Source organism: Balneolaceae bacterium, assembly GCA_034521495.1.
Lineage (GTDB): Bacteria > Bacteroidota > Rhodothermia > Balneolales > Balneolaceae > Rhodohalobacter.
In genome coordinates, this window is sequence record JAXHMK010000019.1 from 82,391 (window position 1) to 109,159 (window position 26,769).

General features: G+C 41.2%; 27 protein-coding genes and 1 riboswitch. Of the genes, 8 read left to right on the forward strand and 19 right to left on the reverse strand.

Translation table 11 applies throughout. The annotated features are described in order from the left end of the window. Positions 1–245: 245 nt before the first annotated feature. Both U5K72_17560 and U5K72_17565 read right to left on the reverse strand, forming a co-directional pair. On the reverse strand, positions 246–1,196 hold the full coding sequence (locus U5K72_17560) for a nucleotide excision repair endonuclease (GenBank protein ID MDZ7720628.1): 951 nt from the start codon (positions 1,194–1,196) through the stop codon (positions 246–248). A 1,049-nt stretch (positions 1,197–2,245) separates the two neighbouring features. Further along, a complete protein-coding gene (locus tag U5K72_17565; protein MDZ7720629.1) occupies positions 2,246–2,995 on the reverse strand; it encodes a cyclase family protein in 750 nt (249 codons plus the stop codon). Between the two features lie 197 nt (positions 2,996–3,192). Here U5K72_17565 and U5K72_17570 point away from each other — a divergent pair, with 197 nt between their 5' ends. Then, positions 3,193–3,633, forward strand: a complete 441-nt coding sequence (locus U5K72_17570; protein ID MDZ7720630.1) for an NIPSNAP family protein — start codon at positions 3,193–3,195, stop codon at positions 3,631–3,633. Positions 3,634–3,635: 2 nt separating this feature from the next. On the opposite strand, the gene U5K72_17575 is transcribed toward U5K72_17570, so the two are convergent. From U5K72_17575 to U5K72_17590, 4 genes are all read right to left on the reverse strand, one after another. Continuing rightward, on the reverse strand, positions 3,636–4,331 hold the full coding sequence (locus U5K72_17575; GenBank protein ID MDZ7720631.1) for a DUF1456 family protein: 696 nt from the start codon (positions 4,329–4,331) through the stop codon (positions 3,636–3,638). 196 nt (positions 4,332–4,527) lie between these two features. Beyond that, positions 4,528–5,247, reverse strand: coding sequence for a DUF1080 domain-containing protein (locus U5K72_17580; GenBank protein MDZ7720632.1), 720 nt, complete (start codon positions 5,245–5,247; stop codon positions 4,528–4,530). Positions 5,248–5,279: 32 nt separating this feature from the next. Continuing rightward, positions 5,280–5,726 (reverse strand): nucleotidyltransferase, encoded by a 447-nt coding sequence (locus U5K72_17585; protein ID MDZ7720633.1) that lies wholly within the window; start codon positions 5,724–5,726, stop codon positions 5,280–5,282. After that, positions 5,674–5,874 carry a hypothetical protein gene (locus U5K72_17590; GenBank protein ID MDZ7720634.1) on the reverse strand — a complete coding sequence of 67 codons (201 nt, stop codon included), beginning with the start codon at positions 5,872–5,874 and terminating at the stop codon, positions 5,674–5,676. Before U5K72_17590 ends, U5K72_17585 begins: the two co-directional genes overlap by 53 nt. Before the next feature lie 429 nt (positions 5,875–6,303). Here U5K72_17590 and U5K72_17595 point away from each other — a divergent pair, with 429 nt between their 5' ends. The 5 genes from U5K72_17595 to U5K72_17615 all read left to right on the forward strand — a co-directional run bounded on the left by U5K72_17595 (position 6,304) and on the right by U5K72_17615 (position 11,330). Further along, entirely contained in the window at positions 6,304–7,362 is a 1,059-nt protein-coding gene (locus U5K72_17595) for a serine hydrolase (GenBank protein MDZ7720635.1), read from the forward strand. Continuing rightward, on the forward strand, positions 7,265–7,591 hold the full coding sequence (locus U5K72_17600; protein ID MDZ7720636.1) for a hypothetical protein: 327 nt from the start codon (positions 7,265–7,267) through the stop codon (positions 7,589–7,591). Before U5K72_17595 ends, U5K72_17600 begins: the two co-directional genes overlap by 98 nt. Before the next feature lie 229 nt (positions 7,592–7,820). Beyond that, a complete protein-coding gene (locus U5K72_17605; GenBank protein MDZ7720637.1) occupies positions 7,821–8,450 on the forward strand; it encodes a SatD family protein in 630 nt (209 codons plus the stop codon). After that, positions 8,451–9,188 carry a hypothetical protein gene (locus U5K72_17610; GenBank protein ID MDZ7720638.1) on the forward strand — a complete coding sequence of 246 codons (738 nt, stop codon included), beginning with the start codon at positions 8,451–8,453 and terminating at the stop codon, positions 9,186–9,188. Between the two features lie 972 nt (positions 9,189–10,160). Continuing rightward, positions 10,161–11,330 carry an ATP-binding protein gene (locus tag U5K72_17615; GenBank protein ID MDZ7720639.1) on the forward strand — a complete coding sequence of 390 codons (1,170 nt, stop codon included), beginning with the start codon at positions 10,161–10,163 and terminating at the stop codon, positions 11,328–11,330. Positions 11,331–11,566: 236 nt separating this feature from the next. Here the strand turns inward: U5K72_17615 and U5K72_17620 are convergent, their stop codons facing one another. Further along, on the reverse strand, positions 11,567–12,703 hold the full coding sequence (locus U5K72_17620) for a Fic family protein (protein ID MDZ7720640.1): 1,137 nt from the start codon (positions 12,701–12,703) through the stop codon (positions 11,567–11,569). A 291-nt stretch (positions 12,704–12,994) separates the two neighbouring features. Here U5K72_17620 and U5K72_17625 point away from each other — a divergent pair, with 291 nt between their 5' ends. After that, positions 12,995–14,194 carry an AAA family ATPase gene (locus U5K72_17625; protein MDZ7720641.1) on the forward strand — a complete coding sequence of 400 codons (1,200 nt, stop codon included), beginning with the start codon at positions 12,995–12,997 and terminating at the stop codon, positions 14,192–14,194. A 667-nt stretch (positions 14,195–14,861) separates the two neighbouring features. Here U5K72_17625 and U5K72_17630 read toward each other — a convergent pair. Together U5K72_17630 and U5K72_17635 are read right to left on the reverse strand one after the other, a co-directional pair. Then, positions 14,862–15,221 carry a four helix bundle protein gene (locus tag U5K72_17630; protein ID MDZ7720642.1) on the reverse strand — a complete coding sequence of 120 codons (360 nt, stop codon included), beginning with the start codon at positions 15,219–15,221 and terminating at the stop codon, positions 14,862–14,864. A gap of 299 nt (positions 15,222–15,520) precedes the next feature. Beyond that, the gene (locus U5K72_17635) at positions 15,521–16,522 is read right to left on the reverse strand and encodes an amidohydrolase family protein (GenBank protein MDZ7720643.1); all 1,002 of its coding nucleotides are present in this window, start codon (positions 16,520–16,522) and stop codon (positions 15,521–15,523) included. Between the two features lie 606 nt (positions 16,523–17,128). Between U5K72_17635 and U5K72_17640 the strand changes: the two genes are divergently transcribed. Then, positions 17,129–17,446: a hypothetical protein gene (locus U5K72_17640; GenBank protein MDZ7720644.1), complete on the forward strand. Its 318-nt coding sequence runs from the start codon at positions 17,129–17,131 to the stop codon at positions 17,444–17,446. On the opposite strand, the gene U5K72_17645 is transcribed toward U5K72_17640, so the two are convergent. The 10 genes from U5K72_17645 to U5K72_17690 all read right to left on the reverse strand — a co-directional run bounded on the left by U5K72_17645 (position 17,403) and on the right by U5K72_17690 (position 25,926). Next, positions 17,403–17,954: a hypothetical protein gene (locus U5K72_17645; GenBank protein MDZ7720645.1), complete on the reverse strand. Its 552-nt coding sequence runs from the start codon at positions 17,952–17,954 to the stop codon at positions 17,403–17,405. The two genes, U5K72_17640 and U5K72_17645, sit on opposite strands and share 44 nt — an antisense overlap. After that, positions 17,944–18,213 (reverse strand): hypothetical protein, encoded by a 270-nt coding sequence (locus U5K72_17650; GenBank protein ID MDZ7720646.1) that lies wholly within the window; start codon positions 18,211–18,213, stop codon positions 17,944–17,946. Before U5K72_17650 ends, U5K72_17645 begins: the two co-directional genes overlap by 11 nt. Further along, positions 18,197–18,925, reverse strand: coding sequence for a winged helix-turn-helix domain-containing protein (locus U5K72_17655; GenBank protein ID MDZ7720647.1), 729 nt, complete (start codon positions 18,923–18,925; stop codon positions 18,197–18,199). Before U5K72_17655 ends, U5K72_17650 begins: the two co-directional genes overlap by 17 nt. A gap of 1,066 nt (positions 18,926–19,991) precedes the next feature. After that, on the reverse strand, positions 19,992–20,444 hold the full coding sequence (locus tag U5K72_17660; GenBank protein MDZ7720648.1) for a hypothetical protein: 453 nt from the start codon (positions 20,442–20,444) through the stop codon (positions 19,992–19,994). A 52-nt stretch (positions 20,445–20,496) separates the two neighbouring features. After that, positions 20,497–20,607: riboswitch (SAM-I-IV-variant riboswitch) on the reverse strand. Positions 20,608–20,964: 357 nt separating this feature from the next. Beyond that, entirely contained in the window at positions 20,965–21,336 is a 372-nt protein-coding gene (locus tag U5K72_17665) for an HNH endonuclease (protein ID MDZ7720649.1), read from the reverse strand. 2,122 nt (positions 21,337–23,458) lie between these two features. After that, complete coding sequence (locus tag U5K72_17670) at positions 23,459–23,746, reverse strand: hypothetical protein (GenBank protein ID MDZ7720650.1); 288 nt, start codon at positions 23,744–23,746, stop codon at positions 23,459–23,461. Then, positions 23,743–24,072 (reverse strand): hypothetical protein, encoded by a 330-nt coding sequence (locus U5K72_17675; protein ID MDZ7720651.1) that lies wholly within the window; start codon positions 24,070–24,072, stop codon positions 23,743–23,745. Before U5K72_17675 ends, U5K72_17670 begins: the two co-directional genes overlap by 4 nt. 41 nt (positions 24,073–24,113) lie before the next feature. Continuing rightward, on the reverse strand, positions 24,114–24,707 hold the full coding sequence (locus U5K72_17680; protein ID MDZ7720652.1) for an ATP-binding protein: 594 nt from the start codon (positions 24,705–24,707) through the stop codon (positions 24,114–24,116). Between the two features lie 612 nt (positions 24,708–25,319). Further along, on the reverse strand, positions 25,320–25,598 hold the full coding sequence (locus U5K72_17685) for a hypothetical protein (protein MDZ7720653.1): 279 nt from the start codon (positions 25,596–25,598) through the stop codon (positions 25,320–25,322). Continuing rightward, positions 25,585–25,926, reverse strand: coding sequence for a hypothetical protein (locus U5K72_17690; protein ID MDZ7720654.1), 342 nt, complete (start codon positions 25,924–25,926; stop codon positions 25,585–25,587). The genes U5K72_17685 and U5K72_17690 overlap by 14 nt, the downstream gene beginning before the upstream one ends. Between the last annotated feature and the right edge of the window lie 843 nt (positions 25,927–26,769).

Consider the following 26,769-nt stretch of genomic DNA (forward strand, 5'->3'; position numbering starts at 1 on the left):
TCTAATGAAAAATGAACTGTAATATATTCTCGTCTCAGTACTCTGCTCCGGGATGGTGTTCAGGGCTGCTCTGCTGCCTGTATTTAGCCAAGAGACGGTGGGCATAGCACCGCCTGCATCCTGTTTACAGCCGAGCGGTGAAACAAGGGAATAAGGTTTTCCACTTCATTAAAGCGTTATCTATAAATTTTTATATCATTGATAGTTCAAATAAAATAATTTTCTGGGTAACTTCTCAAGCACAGTCAGTTGTCTTTGGTTTGTTGTTGATTGCTATTACATCGGGTCATTAAATCATCAAGCTCACCTTGTTCAATCAAATGAGATTCTTTGTTTTTCTTTAATTCTCTCATGATTCGATAGCGAAGTAAAGTTTTTTGGAAGTAGATTTCCAGAATTTCAATATTCTCATCAACAAAATTTTTTGTAAATGTTGTCATACTTCTTCGTTGAACCTTCTCCTTCAGATGATCAAGGAGATTCGTCGAGTTCCCCAATAACCAGTTGTCTAACATGATTTCCAGTGATTCTAATTCGGTTTCATTTTGATGTTGCATGGGAAGTTGAAATCTCATTGGAGTCAGGTTTCGGCTGAGCTGAACCGGTAAAAAGTGTGGCGACAGAGATCCAAATTGATCCATCCAGATAAGTTGAAGAAGTGATCCAAGAGATATTCGAACCGTTCTGTGCCCTTTAAAACAACCATATGTTTTTGAGCAAATATGGTTGTTAAATGAATGAGGAAATTTATGATAGAGAGGCTTGTCTTTCTCGGGTAATAGTTGTCCTGATGGATTCATAGAAAGTCCAAAAATAAATGAGGTTTCGGACCTCTGAACCGTAATAAAATAGTAGGTCTCGGTATACTTATTTGCGTGATTAAACTCGGGTCGATATTTACGAATCCAGCGATTCTCCTGCAGGATGGCTTCCTTTTCTGATTCAAAAAGATCAAACTCAATCCGGTTGATTCGGCTAATCAATTTCGATTCTTTTCGGGACGTTTTGCCGGGTTTGGCTCGTTTATAGGTGAAGAGCCGGCGCCTCAGGTTTTTGGCTTTCCCTACATAAAGCAGAAGATCGTCTTCATCATAAAACCGGTAAATACCAGGCGATTTCGGTACATCATCAAATACCTCCGTACCAAGTCGTTTTTCCAGGAATGGAGGGGTTTCAAAGAGTTCACAGGTTTTCACATTGCTAATTTTGATTGAGTGTTTTGAAAAGTATATAAGTTTGGGCTGACAACATTGTGTCATTGGACCCACCTTAAATTCCTCATTATCCAGAAAGGAATTGGATAAAGAATGGCTATACTTTTTACCAGAAGTGGAGATTCCTATCGCAGTGTTCCGAAGGAGAGTATCTGTTTAGCGGGTCGATCAAACAACCTGACTGCACCAACCGCCCCGAAGAGATCCCAATGTTCACATTACCCATATAATCTTAAACCCTTGAAGATTCCGGGTATGGGTGGACCAGACATTGAGTTCATCTAATTTTTTGATCAAAAGATTTTAAAACATCCTATGGAGTCATGAAAGGCAGACATCCGACTCTGAAAGAGTCCAAAGAGCACAGCCCCAGGCAGAGTGAGGAGATATTCCGAACGCCGCCTGGGGGTAGGAGGCAGCAAATCCCAAACCCGAGCCGCCGGATGTTGAAAAGCTTCGTACGAGTTCGAGGGTTGGATTGACCGGCGTATCCGGGATTCGGAGGGTATCGTCTTTACCATGGTATTTCCGAAAGCCCCTCGATAATAAGTGTTGCCCGTACGCGGTCCACCGCCTCGGGGTCTCTTCTCATGCTTCTTTATCCCCGGGCGTCGTTCGTAAGCTCACTCTGCCCGGGGCTATGTTCTTGCGCTCTTTTAGAGCTTTTTGTATTGGCTCCAAATCAACAGATCTCTATTTGTAAAATCGCATCAAGACAACATAAAAACCTAAAGGCCTTATATAATGGCCAGCAATAGCTTATATCAAAAAAAATTACATGGGTAATGTCAGCCCTATGGGGGGTCTGTCAGCGTTGTGGACCAAAGGCAATTCCCTTCGACGCTGACAGGAGATCCGAAAAAGCACCGGACCACGCTGTCAGGTCGCTAAACACGTACGAAGGAGGACCTTCAGAACAAGTAAAATGCTCCCCTTCCTTGTGCCGTACTTTTCCGGTATAGGAAAGCGGCCGGGGGATGAGTCACTCACTAACGTGCGCAACAATCCGCAACGGAGCGCCACTGCCATCTTTAATTTTCATCGGTAGTGCAATCACATATGCGCCGGTTATTGGCAGTTTGATCGAGGTTCGCTACATTTTCGAAACCGGCAATATTATGCTCAAATAGTATTTGATGCGCTTCATACAGTTCTGACTGACCATAATCCAGGCTCGGAGTGTCCAGGCCAACCGCCTTTACATTCCTGTTATCAACAATCCATTGAGCCGCATCGGGATGAATACCCGGAAAGCTGAGTTCAGACAGTGCCTCCTCTCCCCTGTTGGCCGTTCCCAGGTACTCTTCGGCATCCGGCCAATATGCTCCCATGCCGGTGTAAAAGAGCACAATTGAACCCTCAGGAATCGCCCCATGCTCTTCTTCCCAAAACTCAATATCTGAAGGTTGTATTTGGTAATCCCGGTTTTCTGCAACCGGCTCACTGACATCTATTACAACCGCAGAACCGGTCAGTTGATTGATCTCGATCTCTTCCACAGATTTTCCTCCTTCATAAAAATGGATGGGAGCATCCAGGTGGGTTCCGCCATGCTCTGCTGAGGAAAATGAATAGGCTTCATAATAATATCCGCCCTCGGCTTCCCCCGAAAAAACCGTATCAAGCTGAAATGTATCAGAGGTTGGCCAGTAGATCGTTTCTTCAGAAAATTCATGGGTCAGATCGATCCAGATTCCATCTTCCCAATCTACTTGCTCAACGCGGGTACAAGATGCAGTAAACAGTAAGCAGAAAAGCAGTAAAATATTTGATAATTTCATAGGAGTAGATTTAAAGTTAACGGGATTATAAAAAAAGCAGAAAACCAATTCTTTGCATAGTTTCAACCAAAGTAGATTCTTTTGCCTTAACAAGAAAAAAAGTTCAGATAATCTTCCAACATTTGATTAAAATCCAACCAATTGATTACTACTACTCTTTGTGAGAATTAATCACCAACCATAACAGATCAAACATTATGATATATAGAAATTTTTATCCTGCACTGCTCGGTGCAATACTGACTGCTGCCATTTTCTTCCTGAATGGAGAGTTTACGAATACAATCAAACCGGCAGAGTTTACGCAGGATCAACAGAAAGTTTTTGAGCTCAGAACCTACACAACCCATGATGGCAAACTGGATGACCTCCATGCCCGTTTTGCCAATCACACCATGGAGCTTTTTGAAAAACACGGAATGGAAAACATCGCATATTGGACCCCGATGGATATGGAAAATACGCTGATCTACATCATAGCTCACGACAGCCGGGAAGCCGCTGAGGAAAGCTGGGAAGCGTTTCGCAATGATTCCAATTGGCAGGAAGTCTACCAGGCATCACGCGAAGATGGCCCAATCGTAGAGAACGTTGAATCTGTGTTTATGACGAGTACAGAATTCTCCCCGATGAAATAAATTTATTTAACCGCTGAGGCCGCAGGGTTGCGCAGAGAATATAAAACACTTTTTACTCGTACCGAAGTTCGTACCTGAAGAAGTCCAGCGACTCTGGCAGAGTACCGCCGGCCTGCGAAGCTTCGTAGCCTGACGAAAGCTCCGCTTCTACACACAAAAGTGACAATGCAATATCTAAAATTACTCTCCCATCCCTTGTAAGAGATTTCCGGTTTTCCCGAACTTTTTATTAATCCTCCCGAACACGATTCGCCAATCCCTTCAAAAAATATCGAAGAACCTGGTCTCCTGCCTCCATGTAGTTGGAGTGTTTCTCCTTTTGAAACAGCGCATTTACTTCTGATTTTGAAATTGAAAAACCGGTCGATTTCAGAATATTCAAGGATATCATCATCCCGCAGTTTAAACGCCACCCGGAGTTTCTTCATGACCATATTATTAGTGACCGGCGTTTTGATGGGACGCGGCGGATGTTTATCACTCTTGCCCCGTTTGTAGTAGATCAACCCATCCAGAAAATAAGCGGTAAGTTCGTGCGTCGTATCTACCTTTCGGTCTTCCGGGATCGTATCGTCAAAGATATATTCGATCTCCTTTCGTTTCGGTTTATAGTCGGTTAGCTTTAGAATGTTGGCAATTTCGCCCTCGCCAACGTCTAAAATATATCGGATACTTTGAATGATGTCGTCGTTTCTCATGAAGAGATGTTAAGCTATTGAGTTTTGATTTTTGATCGATAGAAAGGTACGGGAAAGGAAAGAGAATGTTGAATGGGGATTTGGGGGAATTTTGATTGATGAATGTTGAATGATGAACACAAATCTCAAATCTCAAATCTCAAATCTCAAATCTCAAAAAAGCTTCCAATTTTATGTCAAAAATCAAACTTCCTATTCACTCAATGTCCCTAATCGGAGTCAATTCCACTTTTCGGAATTCCACTTCGGCACCTTCCGCCTGGAGGGCAATGTGCCCCTTTTCGGCTGTGGAGTTGTATCCAAAGTTGACCAGGTCGCCGTTCACCCAAACTTTCAGAGAATCGCCCAGTGTTTCGATGGTCATTTGATTCCATTCTCCCAGCGGATTTTCAGATCCGTCCGTCAGGTTTAGAATGCGCCTGTTCTCTCCCTCGCGGATTCCCCAATCCTCTTCCGGTCCGCGTCGCTCCACCATATCCGGCACCGTAATATCCTCCACAATCACCCAAAAATCGCCGGCATTTTCATGCATCATCTGTACCTCGATGGACTGCGGAAACATCTCATACAATGCTCTTGGCTCAGAAGCATGAACCAACACGCCACAGTTGCCCGGCTCTCCCGGAAAACGATACTCCACCTCGAGTCGGTAATCGCTATACTCCTCATCTGTGATCAGGTGGCCGCGCGGATCGCCCAGGCTGACCAGCATCCCGTCCCGCACGATAAACGGTTTTGTGGTATCTGGATTTTCATCCATCGCCGGAACGTCCATATGCCATCCGGTCAGATCTTCACCATTGAAAAGGGAAATGGTTGGTGAGTCTTGCTCTGATTGATCCTGAGATTGGGATTTGGGTTGGCAGGCAGAAAAGATCAGAAATAAAAATAAAAGAAATAACAGGTGATTTTTCATTGTATTTATGAGTGATAGTTTTAAAGGAAAATTTAGCTTTCTTTAAGTTTTTTAACATCCAACATATCCTGCTCTCTGCCGGATGTCTTCTTATTTTTAATCAAATCTGATTTACTGATTACGTATATCGTCTGATCACCATACCTCGATTCTTCTTTGTTATCCCAGGCATCTCTAAATGTAAGTCCATCAATCTCATTGATCAGATCTATCCGAAGGGGCTCATAGCCTATTTGAATAATTTGTCCCTGGGTTGTAAAATCATCGACCGTTAAACTCAGCGATTCCATTCCAAACTGCTGTAGAGTTTGTAGTAACCGGCCAGCATTTGTTTGACTCGGTTCATAAAAAATATCCAGATCCTTCGTATATCTTGGTTCCGCATGAATTGCATAAGCGTATCCACCAACAATCAAATAACGAACCTTATTCTCGTTCAATAATTTTATAAACTCTTCGAAGTCTTTGTTCGTCTCCATTCTGTTTTATTCCGAGTTTATCCCCTGCATGTCTAATTATTTCAAGAGCGTGCAATTTCTCTTCCGGAGTTTTGTTTTGCCAATACTCTTTGTCATCTTCATATTGTTGAGGATCGTGCACGTCATATATTTTTATATCTCTGTCCATATTCACGTATTGTTTGATCTGCCCGACTACATAAACAATATAAAATTTTCTCTATGAAGTATGAAAGGATATCAGAGGCGGGAGTGAATTTGTCGCTTTAGAAAGGCTTTTGTTTCATGCAACTCTTATTAAGATAGCGGGGTTTGCCTCTCTTTACCAAATTGATATTGGGATACTTAAGTAATGTTAGATAATAGTAGTTAAAAGCACTCCAAACCTTTCTAGATAATACATTAATGACAGCTAACTGAGTCCATCATGATCAACAAATAATGGGTCAAATATCACTTTACTTGTAAAACTGTGGAATGAACCCGTCATGATTCTCAAGAGAAGGCTTTGCAAAACTCTGCCCGTCATCCTGAACTTGATTCAGGATCTCCAGATACTGGCTATAAAGACGAATGGAGAATCTGAATCGAGTTCAGATTGACCAATAACCACGGTTTTGCAAAGCCCTTCAAGAATGATTCCAGGTTTCATCAGGTTGATCCCCTTCGCCTGTTTCCAAAAATTGCCTATTTTAACCTGAAACAGGAACTCCATCCGGTATCTATGAATGTTCGAATTACACCCATCTGCCTCCTTTTCTCTTTTTTTCTCATTCCAATATCTCTCACTGCACAGAATCCATACTACCCGCCCGCCGGACCGGAGTGGAAACAACGGTCACCTGAAGCTCTCGGCTTTAATAAAGCAACTCTTGATGAGGCGGTGGATTTTGCCGTTGAAAACGAAAACAGCGTTGAGCGGGATCTGCGGATTGCTATTCTGAAGGGGTTCAGTCATGAGCCGTATCATGAACTCCTGGGGCCGGTCAAAGAACGAGGCGGTCCCGCCGGAATCATCATCAAAGACGGGTATATTGCCGCAAGCTGGGGTGATCTCGAACGCGTGGATATGACCTTCAGCGTTACCAAAAGCTATCTTTCTACAGTGGCTGGCCTGGCGTGGGACCGCGGATTGATCCGTTCTCTGGACGATAGCATGACGAACTATGTATGGGACCGAACCTTCGACGGCGAACACAACTCCAAAATCACCTGGGAACATCTGCTGACCCAGTCATCGGACTGGCGCGGAACCCTGTTCGGACTGGAAGACTGGGGCGATCGTCCGCCGCAAGACGGAGATATCGACGATTGGCGGGACCGCGAACTCCACGAGCCCGGCACCCACTTTAAATACAACGATGTACGAGTAAATCTCCTCGCCTATTCCCTCCTGCAAGTGTGGCGCGAACCGCTGCCGGTGGTGTTACGAAATGAAATTATGGATCCCATCGGTGCCTCCAGAACATGGAGATGGCATGGATATGATCAGTCGTGGACGGAGGTTGACGGACGAAAAATTCAAAGCGTAAGCGGCGGCGGACACAACGGTGGGCGGAATGTTTATCAATACGCTGGACCAGGCACGGTTTGGACTGCTTTTTGCCCGGGAGGGAATATGGGACGGAGAGCAGCTCATCTCAAAAGAGTGGATTGACCGGGCCCAAACCCCCTCCGAAGCCAATCCCGAATACGGCTACATGTGGTGGCTGGTGAATGACGATTCCGGCTGGACTGGCGTCCCCAACCATCTCTATTACGCCGCAGGATTTGGCGGTAATTTTATTATCGCAGACCAGGAAAACGATCTTGTGATCGTCACCCGCTGGCTCGACAGCTCCAAACTGGGCGAGTTTGTCGAAAAAGTGTATGAGGCGATGAATTAAATGGCGTGTTTTTGATATACGATATTTGATATGCGATATGCGATCTATGATTTTAGCCGGAGTCATCGGATGAGTATAGGCAGCAGAAAATAAAAGAGCAGCCCAAATCACTTATCTGATGACTGACCAATAAAGTTTGCAGATCTATATATTAAACCAAATAAGTTAAATTTTGATATTTATAACTATATTGGTTAATTATTAGTCAATTAAACCATTATGGTTCGTGATGAATACATATATCGTTATAATCGGAGATATTGAACAATCTAAACAGTTGAGTCCGAATGACCGAAGACAGGTACAGAATGAACTCGAATCTGTTTTTGAGGAACTAAACCGGTCATCAGCCAATATCGTTTCTCCATACACTATTACTTTGGGAGATGAATTTCAGGTAGTGTATGATTCTGCCGGAGAGATATTTAAACATATCTGGACAATCATGGCCGCTGTTCATCCTGTTTTTGTACGATTCTCAATTGGAGTGGGTAAGATCACAACGGGGGTCAACAAAAGGAACTCCCTTGGAATGGATGGTCCGGCATTTTACAAAGCCCGCGAATGTATAGAGCAGATGAAAAAACAAAAAATCCTGTTATCTGTTTCTACTGAAAAAGCAAAGTTTAACCGGCTGGTTAATAGCGCCTTTCTCATACTTGAGGCCGATCTGCGAAGCTGGAAAAAAAACAGATTCCTGATACTGCAAAAAATGTATGAAGAAAAAGAAGTTAAACAGATCGCAAAAGAGATCGGACTGTCCGATGTAGCCATATATAAAAATATAAATGCTGGTACACTGAAAGCCCTCCGGGAGCTTACGGAATCAATCTCTGAAACAATTGAGGAGATGCTTTAAATGGACTACATTATCTTTTTTTCTATCGTAAACCTGATTCTTATTTCAAGGCTTCGTCTTACCATGCGGGATGATGGAATCTCCGGCCGAAAAGATCTTTTTTGGCTGACGATAATACCACTGTTGATTCTTCCATTTCTTAGCGTCAATCTAAGTTGGTTTTTACTTGCACTTTATCTTCTGATCCGACCACTCGTCTTAACGTTTCTTGAAAGATCAAATAACAGGCTTAACCGGAACCGTATTTTTACGTTATCTGCAAATATTTTGGTGATTGGTTTGTTGGCAAGCCCTCTTTTTGAAATGCGGTTTGCATATTGGTCTGAAACCGCAAGTGAATGGCTTATTGATATTTTTTTGATGGAAGAATCTTTCGTCGACTGGCTATATTTCAATGCAGTTTTATTCGGTTTATTGATGGTACTGAATGAGAGTAATATTGCGATCCGCTTTACTCTTGAAAAACTGAATTTAGCACCTTTGAGCAACGATCATCACAAAATTGATGACGAGCAATTCCAAACAGGGCGTGTAATCGGTTTTCTTGAACGAATATTTGTATTCCTCTTTATTCTGCTAAATCAATATACCGCCATTGGCTTTATCATTGCCGCAAAAGGAATTGTGCGCTATCCTGATTTTGGAAAGAAAAGCTTTAATGAATATATCCTTATCGGAACACTGATTTCTGTTCTTTTTGCGATGTTTTCCGCATACGCTACTAAAATTTTCCTTTGAATCCGAAAACCACTGAATGAGTGTTCAATAACGTCTGCCGATCTCACTTCCGCTGCCGATTTTTGGCATTAATTTTCCACCGTTTTGAGGTTGTCTGGATTCTTGGCATTATTTCGCAATTCGTGCTTTTTGATAAGCGATTTCTCATCCCAACATTTCCTATCGTGTGGACACATCTTATAAATCATTCAGTACATATTAAGATCTAAATGTAGTCGCGCAATAGCGCTTATAGCTTTTATTATTGAGATCTCTCCGTGCGTTCGCTGCGCCTGGCCTGTGCTAAAGCTTTGGCAGGCAGGCTCACATGGCAGGAATGACAGGGCAGAAGTCAAAAAGCGGCGGGCCTGTCCTTCATTAACGAGATTCTTCGTTCCGCCTCTCTATCGGTCGGCTGCACTCTGAATGACAGGTGGGCCGGGGTATTATCGACGGCGTATAACGCACCTGCCAGATTCACACTTATCACCACGCCGTCTGTGGTAGCAAACAGCCATAGCGGCGTAAGACAAAATGGGATTATGCTTCTTTACCTGAAACGCCTGTCTCGACACACTTGTCGGTGGCCGCGGTTGATTCACCACTTCACTGTCAACCCGACCAGAAATCCGTTCTTTTTTAATTGTAGTGGAGGGATCTCCAGAAAACCATTGATCATTCATTTGGGTAGATTTTTTTTTAAATAAACTTGTGTTCCATACGATAAGACGGTTCAGGTGGCAGTCGCTGATCGATAAGCCAAACTCATCGGATGAGTATAGACAACAAAAAATAAAAGAGCAGTCCAAATCACTTATCCGATGACTGATATGTTTTACTTCGCATATCTGAGATCGAATATCTCCAATCGCATATCATCTTTTACACTCTTTCTCCTTTCACAAACCAAGAATATTTAAATTTATATTTTAATATTTCATGTTAAAAAATATATATTACCCATGAAATCCTTAAATACAAGTTGCAATTTTCATGGAAACATTCATTGACAGGATCAAACAAAATGCCATCATTGATCTGCTTCAGGATTATCCCGTTGTGGCACTTACCGGTGCCCGGCAGGTGGGTAAAACTACACTTGCAAGGCGAATAGCAGATAGAATAGATGGCAAGACTCTACACCTTGATCTTGAATCACCACGGGATGACGGTAAGCTTTCTGAACCGGAACTTTTTTTTGAGCGATTTTATGATCATTTGATCATCATTGATGAGGTACAGCGAAGACCCGATCTGTTTCCTGTTCTTCGGTCTGTGATCGACCGGAACCGCCGGTCCGGAAGGTTTTTGCTTTTAGGATCCGCCTCGCCGGTACTTATACGCGAGTCATCCGAATCTCTTGCCGGACGGATTACCTATGAGGAGCTGCAACCACTTACCTGGCCTGAAATCTCAAACCATTATGAGATCTCCCGGCTGTGGATCAGGGGAGGATTTCCGGAACCTTTTCTAAGCGGGAAAAAACAACACACCTTTCGCTGGCTCGGCGATTATACACGTACACTCATCGAGCGGGATCTTCCATTACTCGGTTTGAACACGGATCTTTCGAAGCTGAAAAACTTCCTGAAAATGCTGGCCCATCAAAACGGTCAGCTACTGAACCAGGAGAACCTTGCACGATCGGTGGGCGTAACCTCACCAACAATTTCAAAATATCTCGACTACCTGGAGCATGCCTACATCATCCGGAGACTGCACCCGTGGCACAGAAATGTAAAAAAAAGGCTTGTCAAATCTCCTAAAGTCTACATCCGCGATACCGGCGTGCTGCACTCCCTGTTGGATATTCACAGCGAAGATGCACTGCGGTCAACCCCGGCTGCGGGCGGATCCTGGGAGGGATTTGTTCTGCAGCAGTTACTCGCAACTGCACCCAATAACTACTCCTTCTATTTTTACCGAACTCACCAGGGCGCCGAGGCCGACCTTGTTGTGGTTAAAAATGAAAAACCTCTGTTCTGTATCGATTTTAAGCTCAATCGGTCCCCCAAACCTACGAAAGGGTTTCATAACGTAATTGAAGACAACCAGACGGCCCGTAACTTTATCATTACTCCGGGACATGACCGGTACCCGGTTCACAAACAAATTGACGTGGTTGGGCTGGAAGAGTTTTTGAAAGAGTGGAGTGCGATTTAAAATCCCCAAGACCTGGTAGAGTTCTCGCGTAGTTTGCGGGATCCTCCCAGAGCCTGATTCCCGGGCTCAGGACACGAGGTTCAGGGTTCAGATTTAACAAATGATTGGTTTTTTGATATGCGATTTCTAGATATGCGACTCTGATCGACTTCTGCATCTGCTGATCGGACTTGTCCTGCGACATATCTGACGATCGGCACGATCTCCAATCGCATATCATCTTTTAATTTGCGAACTCAGTATGATAAGATCTCCACCAAAGCCGGGTTGATGTAATAGTGCCTTCCTTTGATCTCCCGTTTTTCCAGGACCTGCAATTCCGCCAGTTCATTCAGGTAGTTTCGGGCGGTGTTTTCAGCGTACAGGCCGCGGTCAACCAAATGGTTTACTTTCGTGTAGGGCTGGGTAAAAATCGCTTCGGCCAGGTTTTCGGGCCGGCGAATATCCGTCTGATCCCGGATCACCTGCAAAATCTCCTCTTTGTTTTCGATGATGTCGTTTACTTTCCGCAGGGTCAGCCTTGCTGTCCACTCTACCGCTTTCAGCATATAGAGAATCCAGCTTTTCCAGTCGCCCCGCTGCGAAACTCCGGCAAGCCTCTCATAATAATCGGTTTTGTGTTCCAGGATGTAACGGCTCAGGTAGAGGATGGGCAGGCCGAGCTGGTGATTTTGTGTGATAATGTGCAGATTCATGATTCGTCCCACCCTTCCGTTGCCATCGCGAAACGGGTGAATGGCTTCAAACTGAAAGTGTGCGATACTCATCTTCAGCAGAACATCTTTAGGTTCCGAATTTTTATCATTCAGATATCTGATCAGATTGTCCAGCCTGGCTTCTACAACTCCATTCCCGCGTGGCGGAGTATATGCCGGCTTGCCCGCATTCGGCCCGGTTCCGCCCATCCGGATATATGTGCGTGCAAACGGCGGACGAATACCATCTCCGCTTTCCATAATGGTGCGGTAGAGCCGAATAAAATAGTCGCGGTCGAACTGTCCGTGTTTTTCCAGGTAGTGATGGCCTTCCCACAACGCCTCGCGGTAGCGCAGCACCTCTTTGACCGGAGCAGGCGTTTCGCTCTCTGTCCTGGAATCACTCACCGCCTTGTAGAGTTCATCATTGGTGGTGAACACATTTTCTATTTCGCTTGATACTTTCGCTTCCTGTAAGGTAATGGAGTTGATCAGCACCGACGGATTGGGGATAGCAATGCTGCGGCCCGCCAGCAAAGCAAGCGCCTCTTTTGCATGGCCAAGCTGCTCATAAATCTCCACGTCCCGATAGAGCGAGGAATCCACCGGAAGCTCCGGAAGTTCGTTCCATGGACGATTACGGTCGGGGTTTACCGGATAAACCTGTTTATTTGGCATTAATATTCCATCGTTTTAAGGGTTGATAGGAAATCTAACCTTAAAATAAAGCATACAATCGAAACAAACATTAAAAATTCCGTTTTTTAATGTTTGGCAGGATTTATGGCCTTAATACGTATTGATCTTTTTTGATATGCGATATCTGATCTATTCCCACTTCGCATATCTGCGATCGAATATCTCCAATCGAATATCGGTTTTGACTCGTTAAGAAGTCGTAATTATGTATTTTTGACTTGTGTATAGGTCAATAATTATTAATATTGATGTGTACTCAAGTCAACTATCATGGAAAAACTATTTGAATACCAAGAAGAGGTACTGGAATCGATAACCGACCACTATTTTCGCAGCCTTTTTCATCGGCTCAACTGGAATCAACGGATGTTCGGGATCATCGGTTTGCGCGGCACCGGAAAAACGACAATGTTGCTGCAACACCTGAAGTTCTCCGCACCCGACAAAGACCAGGTGCTTTATGTTACTGCCGATCATACATGGTTTTACGAACATTCGCTGTATGATCTTGCCCGCCAATTTGTAAAGTATGGAGGCAAACTACTGCTGATTGACGAGATCCATAAATACCCTCATTGGTCTCGAGAGTTAAAAAACATCTACGACGGGTTGCCGGATCTAAATGTAGTATTCACAGCTTCCTCGGCATTGGAGCTGGTAAAAGGAGAAGCCGACCTTAGCCGCAGAGCGCTAACCTACGAACTTACGGGCCTTTCATTCCGTGAGTATTTAGAATTTGTATATCAGAAATCGTTTCACCCCGTACAACTGGAACAGATAACGGGGAATCCAAAAGAGATTGCGGAACCCATTCTCGATAACATCAAACACCCCCTCCCCCTCTTTGAAAAATATATTCAGCACGGATACTTTCCATTTTCGATAACCGAACAACAATCCACGTTTCGGCAAAAGCTTAATCAAGTGATCAATACCGTCATCGAGGTAGATCTTCAGTTGATTGAAGGGTATTCGGCGGCCAATACCATTAAAATAAAGAAATTGTTGGGAGTAATTGCAGAATCCGCTCCTTTTGAGCCCAATATTTCTAAAATTGCGGGCAGATTGGAGATGGGACGAGATACCGTAAAAACATATCTGAAGAATCTTGAAGATGCCCGGATGCTGAATTTGCTGACGCGTTCATCCAAAGGAATTGCATCCCTGCAAAAGCCGGATAAGATATTTATGGAAAACACAAACTTTAGCTATGCCCTGAAAAATGATCCCGAGGTCGGCACACTTCGTGAAACGTTTTTCATTAATCAATTGCGAAATGCAGGTTATACTATAGAGCTGGCCGGTGATGGAGATTTTTTGGTAGATGGAAAATGGACATTTGAAATCGGCGGGCCTTCCAAAAGCGACAGGCAGATTCAACAGACCGAAAACGCGTTCCTGGCTCTGGATGGACTTGAACATCCCTATCTGAATCGAATTCCTCTTTGGTTATTTGGTTTTCTCTACTGATGTCAGGATTGATCTTTGATCTAAGCCGAAGACATCGGATGAGTTTTGAGAATCTTATTAAAACTCTAGCGTTGAGCCTACTCCGAAAAGTCTATTTTAAAAAAAGAAGCCTTTAAAGCCAATGAAAGGGGGTATAATTCCCCAATATCGCCTTTTCGGAGTGGGATCAGCGTTATAATCTTTAAAAAAAGTATAGAAGGCTTTGCAAAACAATGACCGTCATCCTGAACACGATTCAGGATCTCCAAATACTGGCTATAAAGACGAATGGAGAATCTGAATCGAGTTCAGATTGACGTATACCAACGGTTTTGCAAAGCCTTCGTATAGTCAATCAGATAGCCACAAAAACACAAAATATTTAGTGTTTTTGTGCTTTTGTGGCCACTTTCCAAGTTGACTATTAAATTGATGGATTGATCTAACACTATATTAATTTACTGGTTGCTATAATAGCCCAAATCACTCAACCGATGACTAATATGTGTTTTACTTCGCATATCTGCGATCGCATATCTCCAATCGTATATCGTCTTTTAAAACACAACATTTTTTTGATGACATTTCAGCCAATAAAACAATCCGTTTCCTAAACAATGATTTCTCTTTTTTGATATGCGATATTTGATATACGATATGCGATCTCTGATTTAAAACCCTTTTCATATCAACGAAGCTTCTTTTTAGCTGTTTGTATGCTTTTAACAAAAATTGAAACCAATTCGTCGCACTCCTTTGTTGCAGCAATCATCTCCGAATTCGTCTTATATTTTTTTGATCTCTGAATGATGATCAGACACATCAGAGTCTCTCGCAGTTCTTTTAGTGAAATGCTCATCTTATGAATAAAATCTTTTCTGGACTCTGCACTTTGAGATTCTGCATAATTTAGAGCCGGAGATGTACCAGATCGGGCAAGTTGGCCTATCAGATGATTTCTGCCTTTCGATTTTGGAATTTCATCTACGAGATCCACAATTATCACTGCAAAATCGATAAGTCGGTTTTCAAGGTCTTTTCGGTTCATTTTCATAGGTTTTTATCTGTATGAACCAAAAATCACAGATCCCTTACAGTATTTTTTTCGATATATGATCTCTGATCTGTTTTAACTTCGCATATCTGAGATCGAATATCTGCGATCGTATATCATCTTTCGACACACCAGCATTTTTAATAGCAATTCAGTTAATAAAGTATCTTAGTCTTTATCATGTTAAGTTCTGCCCTTTTGATATGCGATTTCAGATATGCGATATGCGATCTCTGATCTATTCTTACTTCGCATATCTCACGTACTTCGCATATCATCTTTTACCCGGATTCTTACCTCAAATATGGCGCCTTATTTTCCCGAATTGCATCCCAGAGATCATCCGGCAGCCGCCATTGAAGTTTTGACATGTAAACCTGCGGCGGACCGGCAATCCAGTCGGTTCCCCATAACACGCGATCTGTTCCCAATTCCCGGATCAGGTCCGCCAGCTCCCGGTTCGCCTGTTCTCTGCGTTGGCGTTCCTGTTCATCCGATGCCCGTTCCGGCCTTTCGGGAACCTCGGCGAGATCAAAATAGAGATTACTGCCGTTTACCTCTCCGTTTTGGATCGCCTTGCTAAAGGTGCCGGCTACCTCGCGGGTTACCTCCGAATAGGTTCCGGGACCTCCCAAGTGAGCAATTTGAACCGTCACATCTCCGGCTTCGGGCAGAATTTCCTGTATAAAAATCTCTGTATCCTTCGCTCCAAAATCCGGGTGGCGCGTCCAGAGATGCACAATCAGTGCCAGGTCCAGTTCCCCGGCTCGTTTAAAGACCTCCTGCAGTGCCTTTACATGTTGTTCATTTCGAAAGTCCAGATCAGAATTGGCGAGGTGCAGCTTCAGCCCTGCAAACCGTTCATCCTCTCCGCACCAGGTAATCTCCTCCAGTGCGTACTCGCTGAGGGGATTCACGGCACAAAAGGGAATCAGCCGGTCGGGGTTGTGTCCGGCCTGCTCCGCCACATACTCATTTTCCCGGCGGAGCCGCTCCCGTTCGTTTTCAAACTCCAGGTCGGGCATTGCAAAAAAGTAGGCGGTGGAGAGAAGAACCGCTTTCTCCGTACCGGTTGAATCCAGCAGAGCCACCACATCTCCGGCTTCCACTGACGGCTGCAGCTTCACTCCTTGCTGGCCTTGCACTTCATCCAGGATTCGAACCAGCGCCTGGGTCCCGTCTTCACTGCGGATATGTAAATGGTGATCCACCGTTGGCGGCTGGGCGATGAGAGTGAAAAATGGAGAAAAAAGAAGAGCAGAAATGAGAAGTAACAAAATTCGAAATCTTTTCATGATCATAGAGTTCAGATGAAAATGAGTTCTCTTAAGATTACGATCATACCGTTTTGGTGTTACGCACAACAGATCTTTGATTGAAGGAGTTTGATCTTTGATCTGTTCCTTACTTCGCATATCTGAGATCGGATATCTCCAATCGCATATCATCTTTTGACACAAAACCATTTTTAGAGGGCTTTGCATTACTGCCCGTCTGCACGCTGTATGTGCGGGCTGACGGGTTGGGGACACCCATCAGCCGGTAAAAACAACCGACAGATGGGTATTTCAAAGCCTCCTTTTAATGACAATTCAGCCAAGAAAGAATCTCGCCTATCTCAACATGATTTCTCTTTTTGATATGCGATATTTGATATGCTCCGACTATGCATATCTGAGATCAGATACTTGTCCGACCACCGCTAATCTCCAATCGCATATCATCGAGATCAAATTACATGCATGATACCGACAACCTCAGTGTCGATTCTCACAATCGCATATCAGAGGCTCCCCTCCTTGCGCAAAAGGACCATTGGGTGATCTATGAGACTTTGACAGATTAAAATCGACCAGGTTTACATCAAACAAAATAAATCCCTCAACCTAAACCTCTCAGTAATGAAACCAACAAAACGGGACTGGAAAACCTTCTGTGATATGCTGCCGGAGCTGCGCGAACGATATCTCGCCGAACGCAATCCAACATTTATCAAACTTCTGAACAGCGATAAACGAACACCAACGGAGCAATTTTGGGATACGCTGGATGCTATGAAGGAAGAGGCAAAAATCCTGCGCGACTGCCTGGATGGATACACAAAATCTAATATGGATATGCATATCCTGATGATGCTGCGCCACGGCCTCATGAAAGAGGAAGATCTTGATTCATTTAGTGAAGAACTGCGCGAATGGGTACATCGGGTAAGGGAGTAAAGAAAAAATGAAATTTGTGAAGATATGCGATATGCAATTTCTGATCTGTCCCGCCCTTCGCATATCTGAAATCAAATATCTCCAATCGAATATCAGTCTTTTTACATAAAACCATTTTTAGGGACATTTCAACCAAGAAAAAATCTCGCCTGCCACACCATGATTTCTCTTTTTGATATGCGATTTCTGATATGCGATATCCGATCTCTGATCTGAAAATCCCCTTATCCCACCCCGGAGGCAATTTTGCAGATTCAACAGAAACGCCATGAACATAAAAACCATGAGTCTTGTGAAAAGCAGACATTTCTCCCAAAGCACCATCTATTTTGTCGACGTTTCCGGGCTTGTTTTTAGGAACCATATCCACTTCAATCGACCTTCTTAACCTGGAATCGGCCTCGGGGAACATGCCCAAAATAGCTTGTGATCCAAAGACAATCATTTCATTGTCGTTTGCCACATTACAAGCGGCCCGAATGGCGTGTTTCAGTTGTTCAATATTCATTTTGTACTAATTTGGACAGGATTTTCTCATATTCCTCTTTTTCTTCATCTGATACCACCAGCCAAAAAGGATTTGATTGCCGCATTTGTGTTGCCCGCTCAGATTCAGACTCCAGGAACTTCGCAAGCCGCTGAACAGATGTTGATTCCAGAAAGTCTTTCCATTCTTTTAATTCATTTTTTGTATGGCTGTCTCCTTCCTCTATTCTTTTTTCTAAAGATTGAATGGTTCTTGAGATCAATTCAGGATGTTGGTGCACAAACAGTACCCCAGGCCTTTCCTGCAAGTTGCGAGCGCTTATCTAAATTTTGATGATTTTCTGCTTTTTCTGTAAAAAAACCACGCCCCTCCGCATAGATAATGGGATCCATTCCATAGAGATGAATGATTCTCCCTGTCAGAGTTTTTTTACTCACTTCAAGATCCGCTGGCGTCATTCCGTTAAGTTCAATCGTAACATCAAAGTCTGCTTCAATATCACTTTTGAACAGGTAATTTCGAAGTTCTTCTGCAGCACGATCAACCGTATCTGCCTTTCCAAGAACGGCAATTTGTAACGGATCGCCATACTCATCACACCCGTCTGCAACTTTACCATAGATCCATGCTGCAAATATTTCAACCTGTAATCTGTCTATCTGGTTTTTGATGCTTTTTTTGAGCTTCTTAAAATACTCATCTTCCTTTTTGAACAACTCAGTGATGATTCCCGACAACGGGTGTTCGGTTCGCAGAGTAATCAATTGCTGTTTCCCGCTGCCGGCATAGACGATAATTCCCGTTTCTATCAGTCTTTTCACGGTTTTGTGAATTCCCGGAAGAGTGATGCCTGTCTGCTTTGCCAGTTCGCTATAACTCACAGATGCAGGATGTATCGTCAAATACCTGAGCACACGAATATTGGCCTGGTATCCCAGGATATCATTCAGCGGAACCTTTAATGAACTATTTGATTTTGCTACAGATCTCATAAACAGTAGTTAATATTAGTAAACAATTGTTAATTTATAACAACTACTGTTTATATGCAAAAGTGTGGAATGTATCTGAGAATGGTCGAGATGAAATGATCCCTGACTTCGCCTCTGCCGGGAGCCAGGCTGGTGCCAGCAATCGTATTTCAATTTTAATGACGTACCTCGGGGCAGAGCCTACGAGGTATCAACTTATAATCCAAATTTTTTTAACAATGGTTGCACTTATTGTAAAGTGTCCCCCTTTGAAGCTGACAATACCCATGTAATTTTAAATATGGCCAATTTAGGCTATGTAAAGGGTTGGTAATTCTTGACTTAAAGCTGTTATGTATACTTTTTAAATATATCCGATTAACATTTTAAAAATAGATCTACAATAAGCTTTTTGAAAGAGGAATAATAGTTATTTCAACATCCATTTATCGCCGTTTTAGAGTTGATTTATTTTAGGGTAAGAACAACTCCGGCCTCGAAAGAATTGGCGGATTGAGGAAGCCTGAAGATCTGCGGGGACCTTTTATCATACCGGCTCTGAACTAATTTAACGAGCTATAAACGAGGCGGACCATTGATAAAAGGTAGCAGAGATTCAGTGACCGCCGCCAATTCTTTCACCGCCTTGAATTTTTGGTTCTTTTGTTTCAAGACAAAATGAACAAGGTAAACGATAAGGTTGATAAACTATTTTTATAAATGATACTCAACCTTTCCAATAAACCTTAATAAAGAGATCATCTCAAAAATTGAGGTTTTATGGGTAATGTCAACCCTTTGAAGGGGGCAATGGGGGATGATCAATCTCCCCTTGAGGGGAGTACGGCTTTAGCCGGGAGGGGTGTAATGCTTCAGAACCAAGACTTTGTCAATTCAAAACTCAGATAGTCATCCCCCTGCTCACTCCGCTCGCTTTCCCCCTTCTCCCGAAGGGATCACTTCGTGGGAAGGGGGACTTTAATCTTTTCCGACTCAGAGGGTCGGGGAATTAAACCACTTAAGATTAAAAAGGCAGCCTTCATCCGGCTGCCACTAATTTAGCATTCACTTTATAATTTTAGATTTATCAGGACTCCTGATAGATCTTCAGCAACTCTTTGCGTTTATAAAGCCGTTCACCAATGTGAACTTTTGAACTCCCAAACGTTGCAGATGCTTGTGCAAGAAGCGTTTTCTCTTTTTCTGAGAGGTTATTTTCCAGGCGTACTGAACCTGCAGATCCCTGATCCTTATACATAAGTAAAAGAATCTGTCGCACGTCATCTATAAAATTAAAGGCACGGCAGTGCAAGAAAATTTTAAGGACCAGGTCGGGTTCCGGAGAGTCACTGCTTCGCTTTGGAAATGTGGCCAAAATGGTGACCTGTCCGTTTTTAACCTCTGCCACTTCAGCCCAAATCCCTTTAAACATGGCAATCCATTTTATACCCGCCTGTGTAAAGGAATGATTGAGATCTTTAAGCTCTTCGGCATTGAGCGTTCTATTGTATTGGTTTTTTTGATCGTTGTTTGATTGCATAAGATGTAACGTTTTATGAAGGTTTTGGTTCGTTACATCAAGACCGATAAGATGGGACTCGTATCATTGGATATCGTATCTGCCTATCCCACATCGCTGAAACCACCGTGCCCGAGAAGGCCGGTTGGTAATCCGTCGATTGACGAATTTCTTGATGCAATTCAATTATAGAGATATTGAGACAGTTAGTCAAAATGCTCTTTTGGAAGTGGATGATCTGGTTCCCAAAAGAAGCTGAGGAACAGACGGACTGCAAGAGTTCGAATGATGATATGATGTTTGGGGTGGTGAAAAAAACAAAGATTAAAGAGGATATGCGATTTCTGATATGCGATATTCGATTTCTGATATCTGAGTTACCTACTATCGCATATCTGACGCACCGGCATGATCTCCAATCGTATATCATTTTTGCAAAGTCCTTGTACTTTGGCGCAAGCCAGGCATTCAGGTCGGTAAGTTATTGCTGGACTTTTCCAGCGAGCCTTTGAGCTGGTAGAATTTCGGGAGCTTTTCCGAATTAAGCCTGCCGGAATTTTCCATATCTCCAATCAAGCCTATCACGATCTGGCCATGAACTTTTTGATTTAGGCAGGATGAGTTTTTGGTCATGGAGTTTTTGAAAACCATAAGTGAGCATTGGACCGTCAATTTCATTTAAAATATCATTTCGAATTTTAATTTGATAATCAGGTGTGACGCCAATAATGTATTGATCAAATGCTGAGTGATGAATTTTACAAAGTGCGAGACCGTTATCAACTGTTGGTGTGCCATCGGGTTCTCCATCGGGAACAATATGGGCGGCATCTGAAAGTCTGCACCATGTTTCATTGACGGGCAATGCACACTGTGAGCGGTATGCTGCAATAACTCTCTCTTCGAAATCCATGCTGATGGACCTCTTGTTTAACTTGCCTTGTGATGTAAGACCTTACAGACCTTCATTCTTTCACTGCTACAAAATCAGAAGTCTTCAACGTATCTGGATTAATGACTTTTTCATCGGCAACTATGGTAAAAAAGAAAGGTCATTTGGGTTCTGCTGCTCGATTATATATACCGGAAATATCGGCAAATATCGGCCAGGTATAATTCCGTGAAAATATATGAGTGGGAGTTCTCGCTTCATGACCTCTCTCAGACCTACATTATCTCTATGTTTCGGATCAGTGCCCCGATATTTGTAGAGAAGCTGATCTTTATAGTTGAAACTATCTTCGTACGGACCTTGGGACGTGTCGTAATCGCTAAGGGATAATCCATCTTCTTTTGGCTTGAAGGTTCCTTGTGGAGAAACCAAAGGAATTCGCAAACCTTTGAATTCAAACCCTTTTCGAAGTAAATCTCTTGACAAACATCTTCCACGTGATTAATCAGTTTATTTAACCAGCTTGAAAGCGGCTGTTCTGATTCTAATGAATCTGTTGACATATAGTAATGATAAGCAATATTTAATCATTAGCAACCAGGACTTACCACTATCGAGAATGACATCGGTTTTTGTGGTGAAGAAGTGTGGGTCAGGTGCACAACAGATGTTTAATCTAAATCTACAATCTTTATCCTTTGTGAATGACGAGGCCTATCTATTTGAAACTTATCTCCCCCTAACTCTTCAATCCACTTGTAGAGTACCTTTACTTTTTCAGTTAATTCTCTCCTTTTAGGAACTGGCACAATCTAAGACATCATTTTGAATCCAATTGCTTTGACAGCTTCACTAAACACATGAAGCGCGATCAATGTATTGACTTCTTCAATCATATCTATTTAATAAAAGGATGACTAAAAAAAGCATGAGACAAAGCATCTGAGAACATTCATCAATTTAATTTCTCGAGAATTTCATAAATTGATACAGTCGTGAATTGCACAATTTATTAATCTTCATCAGTAAATTTCATGAAAGATGCAGCTAGCTACTAGAAGCTATAAAGTCCTTGTAGAAGATGTTTGAGGAAGTTGTGAAATATAAAATGCTTTATCTGTCATGAAATCAAATTCTTTAGGTTCAGTAACTTCATAAGAATCCAATTCTACTAAACTTTTTTTAATCTCTCACATCTACCGTTTCATTTCACCATCAATTTGAATCCTGTACAATCCTTTCAAAATATCTTAAAATCTTGGATGCTACTTGTTCTGAGGATTCCAGATAATTCATAGTTGTATACGTTCAGGAGAGTCTATATTTAAACCTCTTCCTGTTAGATTTGCTGTGAAGAGAATGAATAACATTCGACTTCATATTTTTAATGGTAGCTTTCAGATGAACTCTTGGATTTAAATATAAATCAATCCCATGTAGAGAACATAAGTCATATATCCTTATATCTGCATATCCATTTCTAAAATCAGATAATCTCCATCTCGTTATAACCCTTGTTGTCCTCTCTGTCTTATTGATTATTTTCTTAAAAACTTCAAAAAGATATGACTGGACAAAAAATTTCAATTAATCCTCTTATCAATGAACTTTAGATACTCATTTTTTATAATTTCCGAAGTGATCAAAGGAATTATTGTAAAAGATTAAATTTTACTTACTAGATATTGCTGACCATTCATTTATATACAAATTCAAATTATATCCCAATTAATTGAGATCTGAAAGTATTTGAAGGACCTTGTCTAGATTCTGGACAAATGCCAATTCTGATTGTACCATAGCACCAAAAAGACTTAACAAAAGGATCTATTTTACTATAATCCTCACTATTAAAAATTGGCACAATAAATCTATTGGCAAAATTCGTGGTTGCGATTTACCGCAATAATCGTTTTGATCTCCTAATTTTTGTATAGCTTAAGTAAGTCATTATCGCCTAGTTGCCTAAACACGATAAACTGTTCAAAAGGATTTTTATTGAAGAACCAGTCTAAAGCAAGCATTTAACTTCTGCGGTTCACTGCTGTGACTAGGATACCGATTTAAAATCCATTCTTTGGCTTCTTTTATATCCTTCATTGCAGTTACCTCTTTATCTCGCTTTCCATCCGTTGGTGGAATTCTAATCGGTTCTAACTTCATCCTCAAGTTCACCTGCATCTTCAGTCTCTTTTTCCTGTTTTGATCTACTCCCTTTCTTCATCTCATCAATATCTTTTTTCATTTCTTTGATATTGGGATTGATGAGTTTGGCAAGTTCATGCATCAACTTAAAAGCAGTTGGGCTATCCTCATCATTAAGAACATCAATTGCATCATCGTTGAGTACATTTTTAAAGTTGAATACGTTTTGCTTACTGTTATCAAGACCAAACAAGTGATCTAGAAATCGGCTCAAATCTAACTTCAAACTCCCCACCATCTATTTTTGGGATCACTTACATCTGTGCATAAACCCAAAGTCAGTCTAAATGCAATTTCTCGCCCAGCTCTTACAACTGAAACTCCCTGCATTTCTCTATAAATCTCACCGAGTTCAGAACCACCATGAATATTTTCTCTGTTTTCAACTCTACTAAATTTAACGTTTACTTTATGTTCTATTTCCCCATTATCAGTTTCTTCTCTCACCTTAACTGTGAAATATTCATTACTCGCCATTCCTTGCGGATGAACAATATCTGTCGCTTCATTGCCATAGGGATCAGGTAACTGTGTACCAGTCATCAAAAACATAGGGTCCAACGGTTTAACTTTACTTATACATCTCCTTTTTCTTAGCTAATTTTATCACCGTTATCTTGATAAACATCTATTTTAATGTTTATTAAACCATCGTTAATAAAATGTCTGAAAATTCTACCAACAGGTTTTTCTATATGTTTAGCTAAACGTCCTCCAGTTTTAAAAGACAAACGATCGCAATCAATCCATCTTATCACAGTATTATTTTTATTTACATCTATACCCAAGTGACTAAATGAACCAGGTAAACTATTACTTTCTTCTACTTCAGGAAGAAATTCAGTTTTTTCTTTATAGATTTCATTAAAATCAAAATAATTGCGGTAGATTACTGACGGATTTTGCCATGTATAAACTTCAAACCTTGGGCATTGTGATGCTGAAGAGTTAGGAAGACCAAAACCAAATTTCCCAAGACCTTTTTTAGCTCCATGTCTCGTACCTCCACCGAATCTTAAACAGCGCATGGTCTCATCTTTGCTCATACCATGCCCATCATCCACGATTAGTATTTCATCAACATTCCATGTTCTTCTCTTACCCTCTCTAATTCTCTCTATGAGAATGATTCTAATATTTTCAGAATCAGCCTGAATTGAGTTATCAATTAATTCAGCCAAAGCCATCGTATCTCGATATCCATTTTTCTTAATGATAAAATACCTTCTGGATCAAAAAAGTGTACTCCTTGTGCCATAATATTTTATATGATTAATTCCAAATCTTATTGAAAAATGAGAACATTTTGCCTGTGGTCCCTTTATCAAAATTATCTTTTATATCCACGACAGTATTTTGGTAGTTACCACCATTTCTTGGACCCGTAAAGCTCTACCTAACATCTGACTATAAAGAACAATTGAGGTAGTCGGTCGAGTAATAATAACTGTATTTAAATTAGGAGCGTCAAAACCTGTCGTAAGTACCCCATAAATTAATTAATACACTAAGCTTATTTCTTTGAAATCAGTAATAATTTTATTCCTTTCTGATTTACTTGTCTGACCCAATACACTTTTTGCCTCAATATTGATTTGAGCTAAAAGTGATTCCAAAATAATACAATGATCAACACTACAACCAAAAACTAAAATGAGACTCACCACTATTTACTGATTGTTCAATTCGAGTGATAATTTTTTGATTCCTTCCCGGATGGACAGCTAAAGCATTTAAAATTTTACCCAGTTTTTCATCACCATATAGTTTCAGTTGTCTGAGCTCCTCTTCCGTAAATTTTATTTCAATATTGGAATAAAGCTTCTACGATTAAGCTTTGCCAGAATTTCAATATCCTGTAAATACTTAATTGGATTCTCAACCTCTATTCCAAACTCATCTGTTAAAGTTATTTTATTGGATCTAAAAAAATTGGCAAGCATTTTATTTTCAATATCATCATCAGCAGTTCTTCCTGGCGTTGCCGTTAATCCAATTAATTGTTGATCTACATTCGCTTTAGTTAAATAATTAATTGACTCACTATATGTAGTTGCAAGAGATTTATGTGCTCTCATCCACAATGACTAAGTTTGTGTCATTCCTTAGCTTTCTTTTAATCTTTTTTTGTAAATCTTTATTAGAATTTCTTAGAGCATGCATCTTTTGAAAACCAGCAAAAACAATGAATTTTTCGGAATCTAATAACTTTTCAGGATATTCATTATCTCCATATAAATCATAAACATCGATAGCAGTATCTCCTCTTAAATCCCATGTTAATCTAAAGCTTTCAGAGGATTGCTGACAAAGTTCTTTTGTATGTGCTAACCAAACTATACCAGTTTTCTTCTCAAACCCCGTATTAATTGAACGGCATCTGAGATAATCTGATATAATTTCCATTGTTGTTTTAGTCTTTCCGGAACCGGTTGGCATATGAATTGAAAAGTCTTTGAGAAGTTTGTGGATCTAATAAATATTTAATTGCTTCATCCTTTACATTCTTTTGATACTGATGTAATGGAAATTGCGGATCTTTTAACATCTTCAAAACTTTTTTCTACCGTTTCACGTGGTGGGAAATATTTATCAACATCGAGATTTAAAGCTCTAAGAACAGATTGAGAAAATTTATGGCTCCCGTATCCAAATCGTTTTATTAGATAGCTTTTTTCTTAGCTTTTCAATACTTTGGTCTTTATTCCAATTCAAAAAATCTCTAATAGCACGTAATTTCAGAATCACTTAGAAACCAAACTAAGTTTTGGAATACATCCTTTCGGAATAAGATTTTACGACCATATTTAATTAAAAAGTATTTTTGCATAGTCAGGCTTTTTTCTTATCCGGTTCATTGACATAATAATGATTCAATAGCCCTATGTACATCTTCACCAATTAATTCATAATAGAGTTCCATCTGGTATTTTATTTATATAATAATAAGCCTCTTTCATACTAATGGTTTGTTATTGTAAAGTGTTGCTGATATAGCTTAAATAAATTCCAAAAATGGTTCACGTGTTTATTATTTGTGTACTCAAACTTTGTCGATATGAGCGTTATTATAAAAAATTCAATTACTTCAACCTGTTTGTTGTTCTGTATGAAGAGAGGATGGTCAATATTTATCTGTATAATTACTTCATCTCCTTTTACCTTATGAGTAAATAATTCATTGGAGTTCATAGATTTATAGTTAAGCTGGTATAAAAAACCTTTAAACTCTTTAGTAGAACTCGTGTA

Coding starts and splice junctions, on each gene's coding strand:
- U5K72_17565 (MDZ7720629.1), bottom strand. CDS start 2,995: ATGAAATTATCAAATATTTTACTGCTTTTCTGCTTACTGTTTACTGCA.
- U5K72_17570 (MDZ7720630.1), top strand. CDS start 3,193: ATGATATATAGAAATTTTTATCCTGCACTGCTCGGTGCAATACTGACT.
- U5K72_17575 (MDZ7720631.1), bottom strand. CDS start 4,331: ATGAGAAACGACGACATCATTCAAAGTATCCGATATATTTTAGACGTT.
- U5K72_17580 (MDZ7720632.1), bottom strand. CDS start 5,247: ATGAAAAATCACCTGTTATTTCTTTTATTTTTATTTCTGATCTTTTCT.
- U5K72_17585 (MDZ7720633.1), bottom strand. CDS start 5,726: ATGGAGACGAACAAAGACTTCGAAGAGTTTATAAAATTATTGAACGAG.
- U5K72_17590 (MDZ7720634.1), bottom strand. CDS start 5,874: ATGGACAGAGATATAAAAATATATGACGTGCACGATCCTCAACAATAT.
- U5K72_17600 (MDZ7720636.1), top strand. CDS start 7,265: ATGTTTATCAATACGCTGGACCAGGCACGGTTTGGACTGCTTTTTGCC.
- U5K72_17605 (MDZ7720637.1), top strand. CDS start 7,821: ATGAATACATATATCGTTATAATCGGAGATATTGAACAATCTAAACAG.
- U5K72_17610 (MDZ7720638.1), top strand. CDS start 8,451: ATGGACTACATTATCTTTTTTTCTATCGTAAACCTGATTCTTATTTCA.
- U5K72_17615 (MDZ7720639.1), top strand. CDS start 10,161: ATGGAAACATTCATTGACAGGATCAAACAAAATGCCATCATTGATCTG.
- U5K72_17620 (MDZ7720640.1), bottom strand. CDS start 12,703: ATGCCAAATAAACAGGTTTATCCGGTAAACCCCGACCGTAATCGTCCA.
- U5K72_17625 (MDZ7720641.1), top strand. CDS start 12,995: ATGGAAAAACTATTTGAATACCAAGAAGAGGTACTGGAATCGATAACC.
- U5K72_17630 (MDZ7720642.1), bottom strand. CDS start 15,221: ATGAACCGAAAAGACCTTGAAAACCGACTTATCGATTTTGCAGTGATA.
- U5K72_17635 (MDZ7720643.1), bottom strand. CDS start 16,522: ATGAAAAGATTTCGAATTTTGTTACTTCTCATTTCTGCTCTTCTTTTT.
- U5K72_17640 (MDZ7720644.1), top strand. CDS start 17,129: ATGAAACCAACAAAACGGGACTGGAAAACCTTCTGTGATATGCTGCCG.
- U5K72_17645 (MDZ7720645.1), bottom strand. CDS start 17,954: ATGAATATTGAACAACTGAAACACGCCATTCGGGCCGCTTGTAATGTG.
- U5K72_17655 (MDZ7720647.1), bottom strand. CDS start 18,925: ATGAGATCTGTAGCAAAATCAAATAGTTCATTAAAGGTTCCGCTGAAT.
- U5K72_17660 (MDZ7720648.1), bottom strand. CDS start 20,444: ATGCAATCAAACAACGATCAAAAAAACCAATACAATAGAACGCTCAAT.
- U5K72_17665 (MDZ7720649.1), bottom strand. CDS start 21,336: ATGGATTTCGAAGAGAGAGTTATTGCAGCATACCGCTCACAGTGTGCA.
- U5K72_17675 (MDZ7720651.1), bottom strand. CDS start 24,072: ATGTTTTTGATGACTGGTACACAGTTACCTGATCCCTATGGCAATGAA.
- U5K72_17680 (MDZ7720652.1), bottom strand. CDS start 24,707: ATGGCTTTGGCTGAATTAATTGATAACTCAATTCAGGCTGATTCTGAA.
- U5K72_17685 (MDZ7720653.1), bottom strand. CDS start 25,598: ATGAGAGCACATAAATCTCTTGCAACTACATATAGTGAGTCAATTAAT.
- U5K72_17690 (MDZ7720654.1), bottom strand. CDS start 25,926: ATGGAAATTATATCAGATTATCTCAGATGCCGTTCAATTAATACGGGG.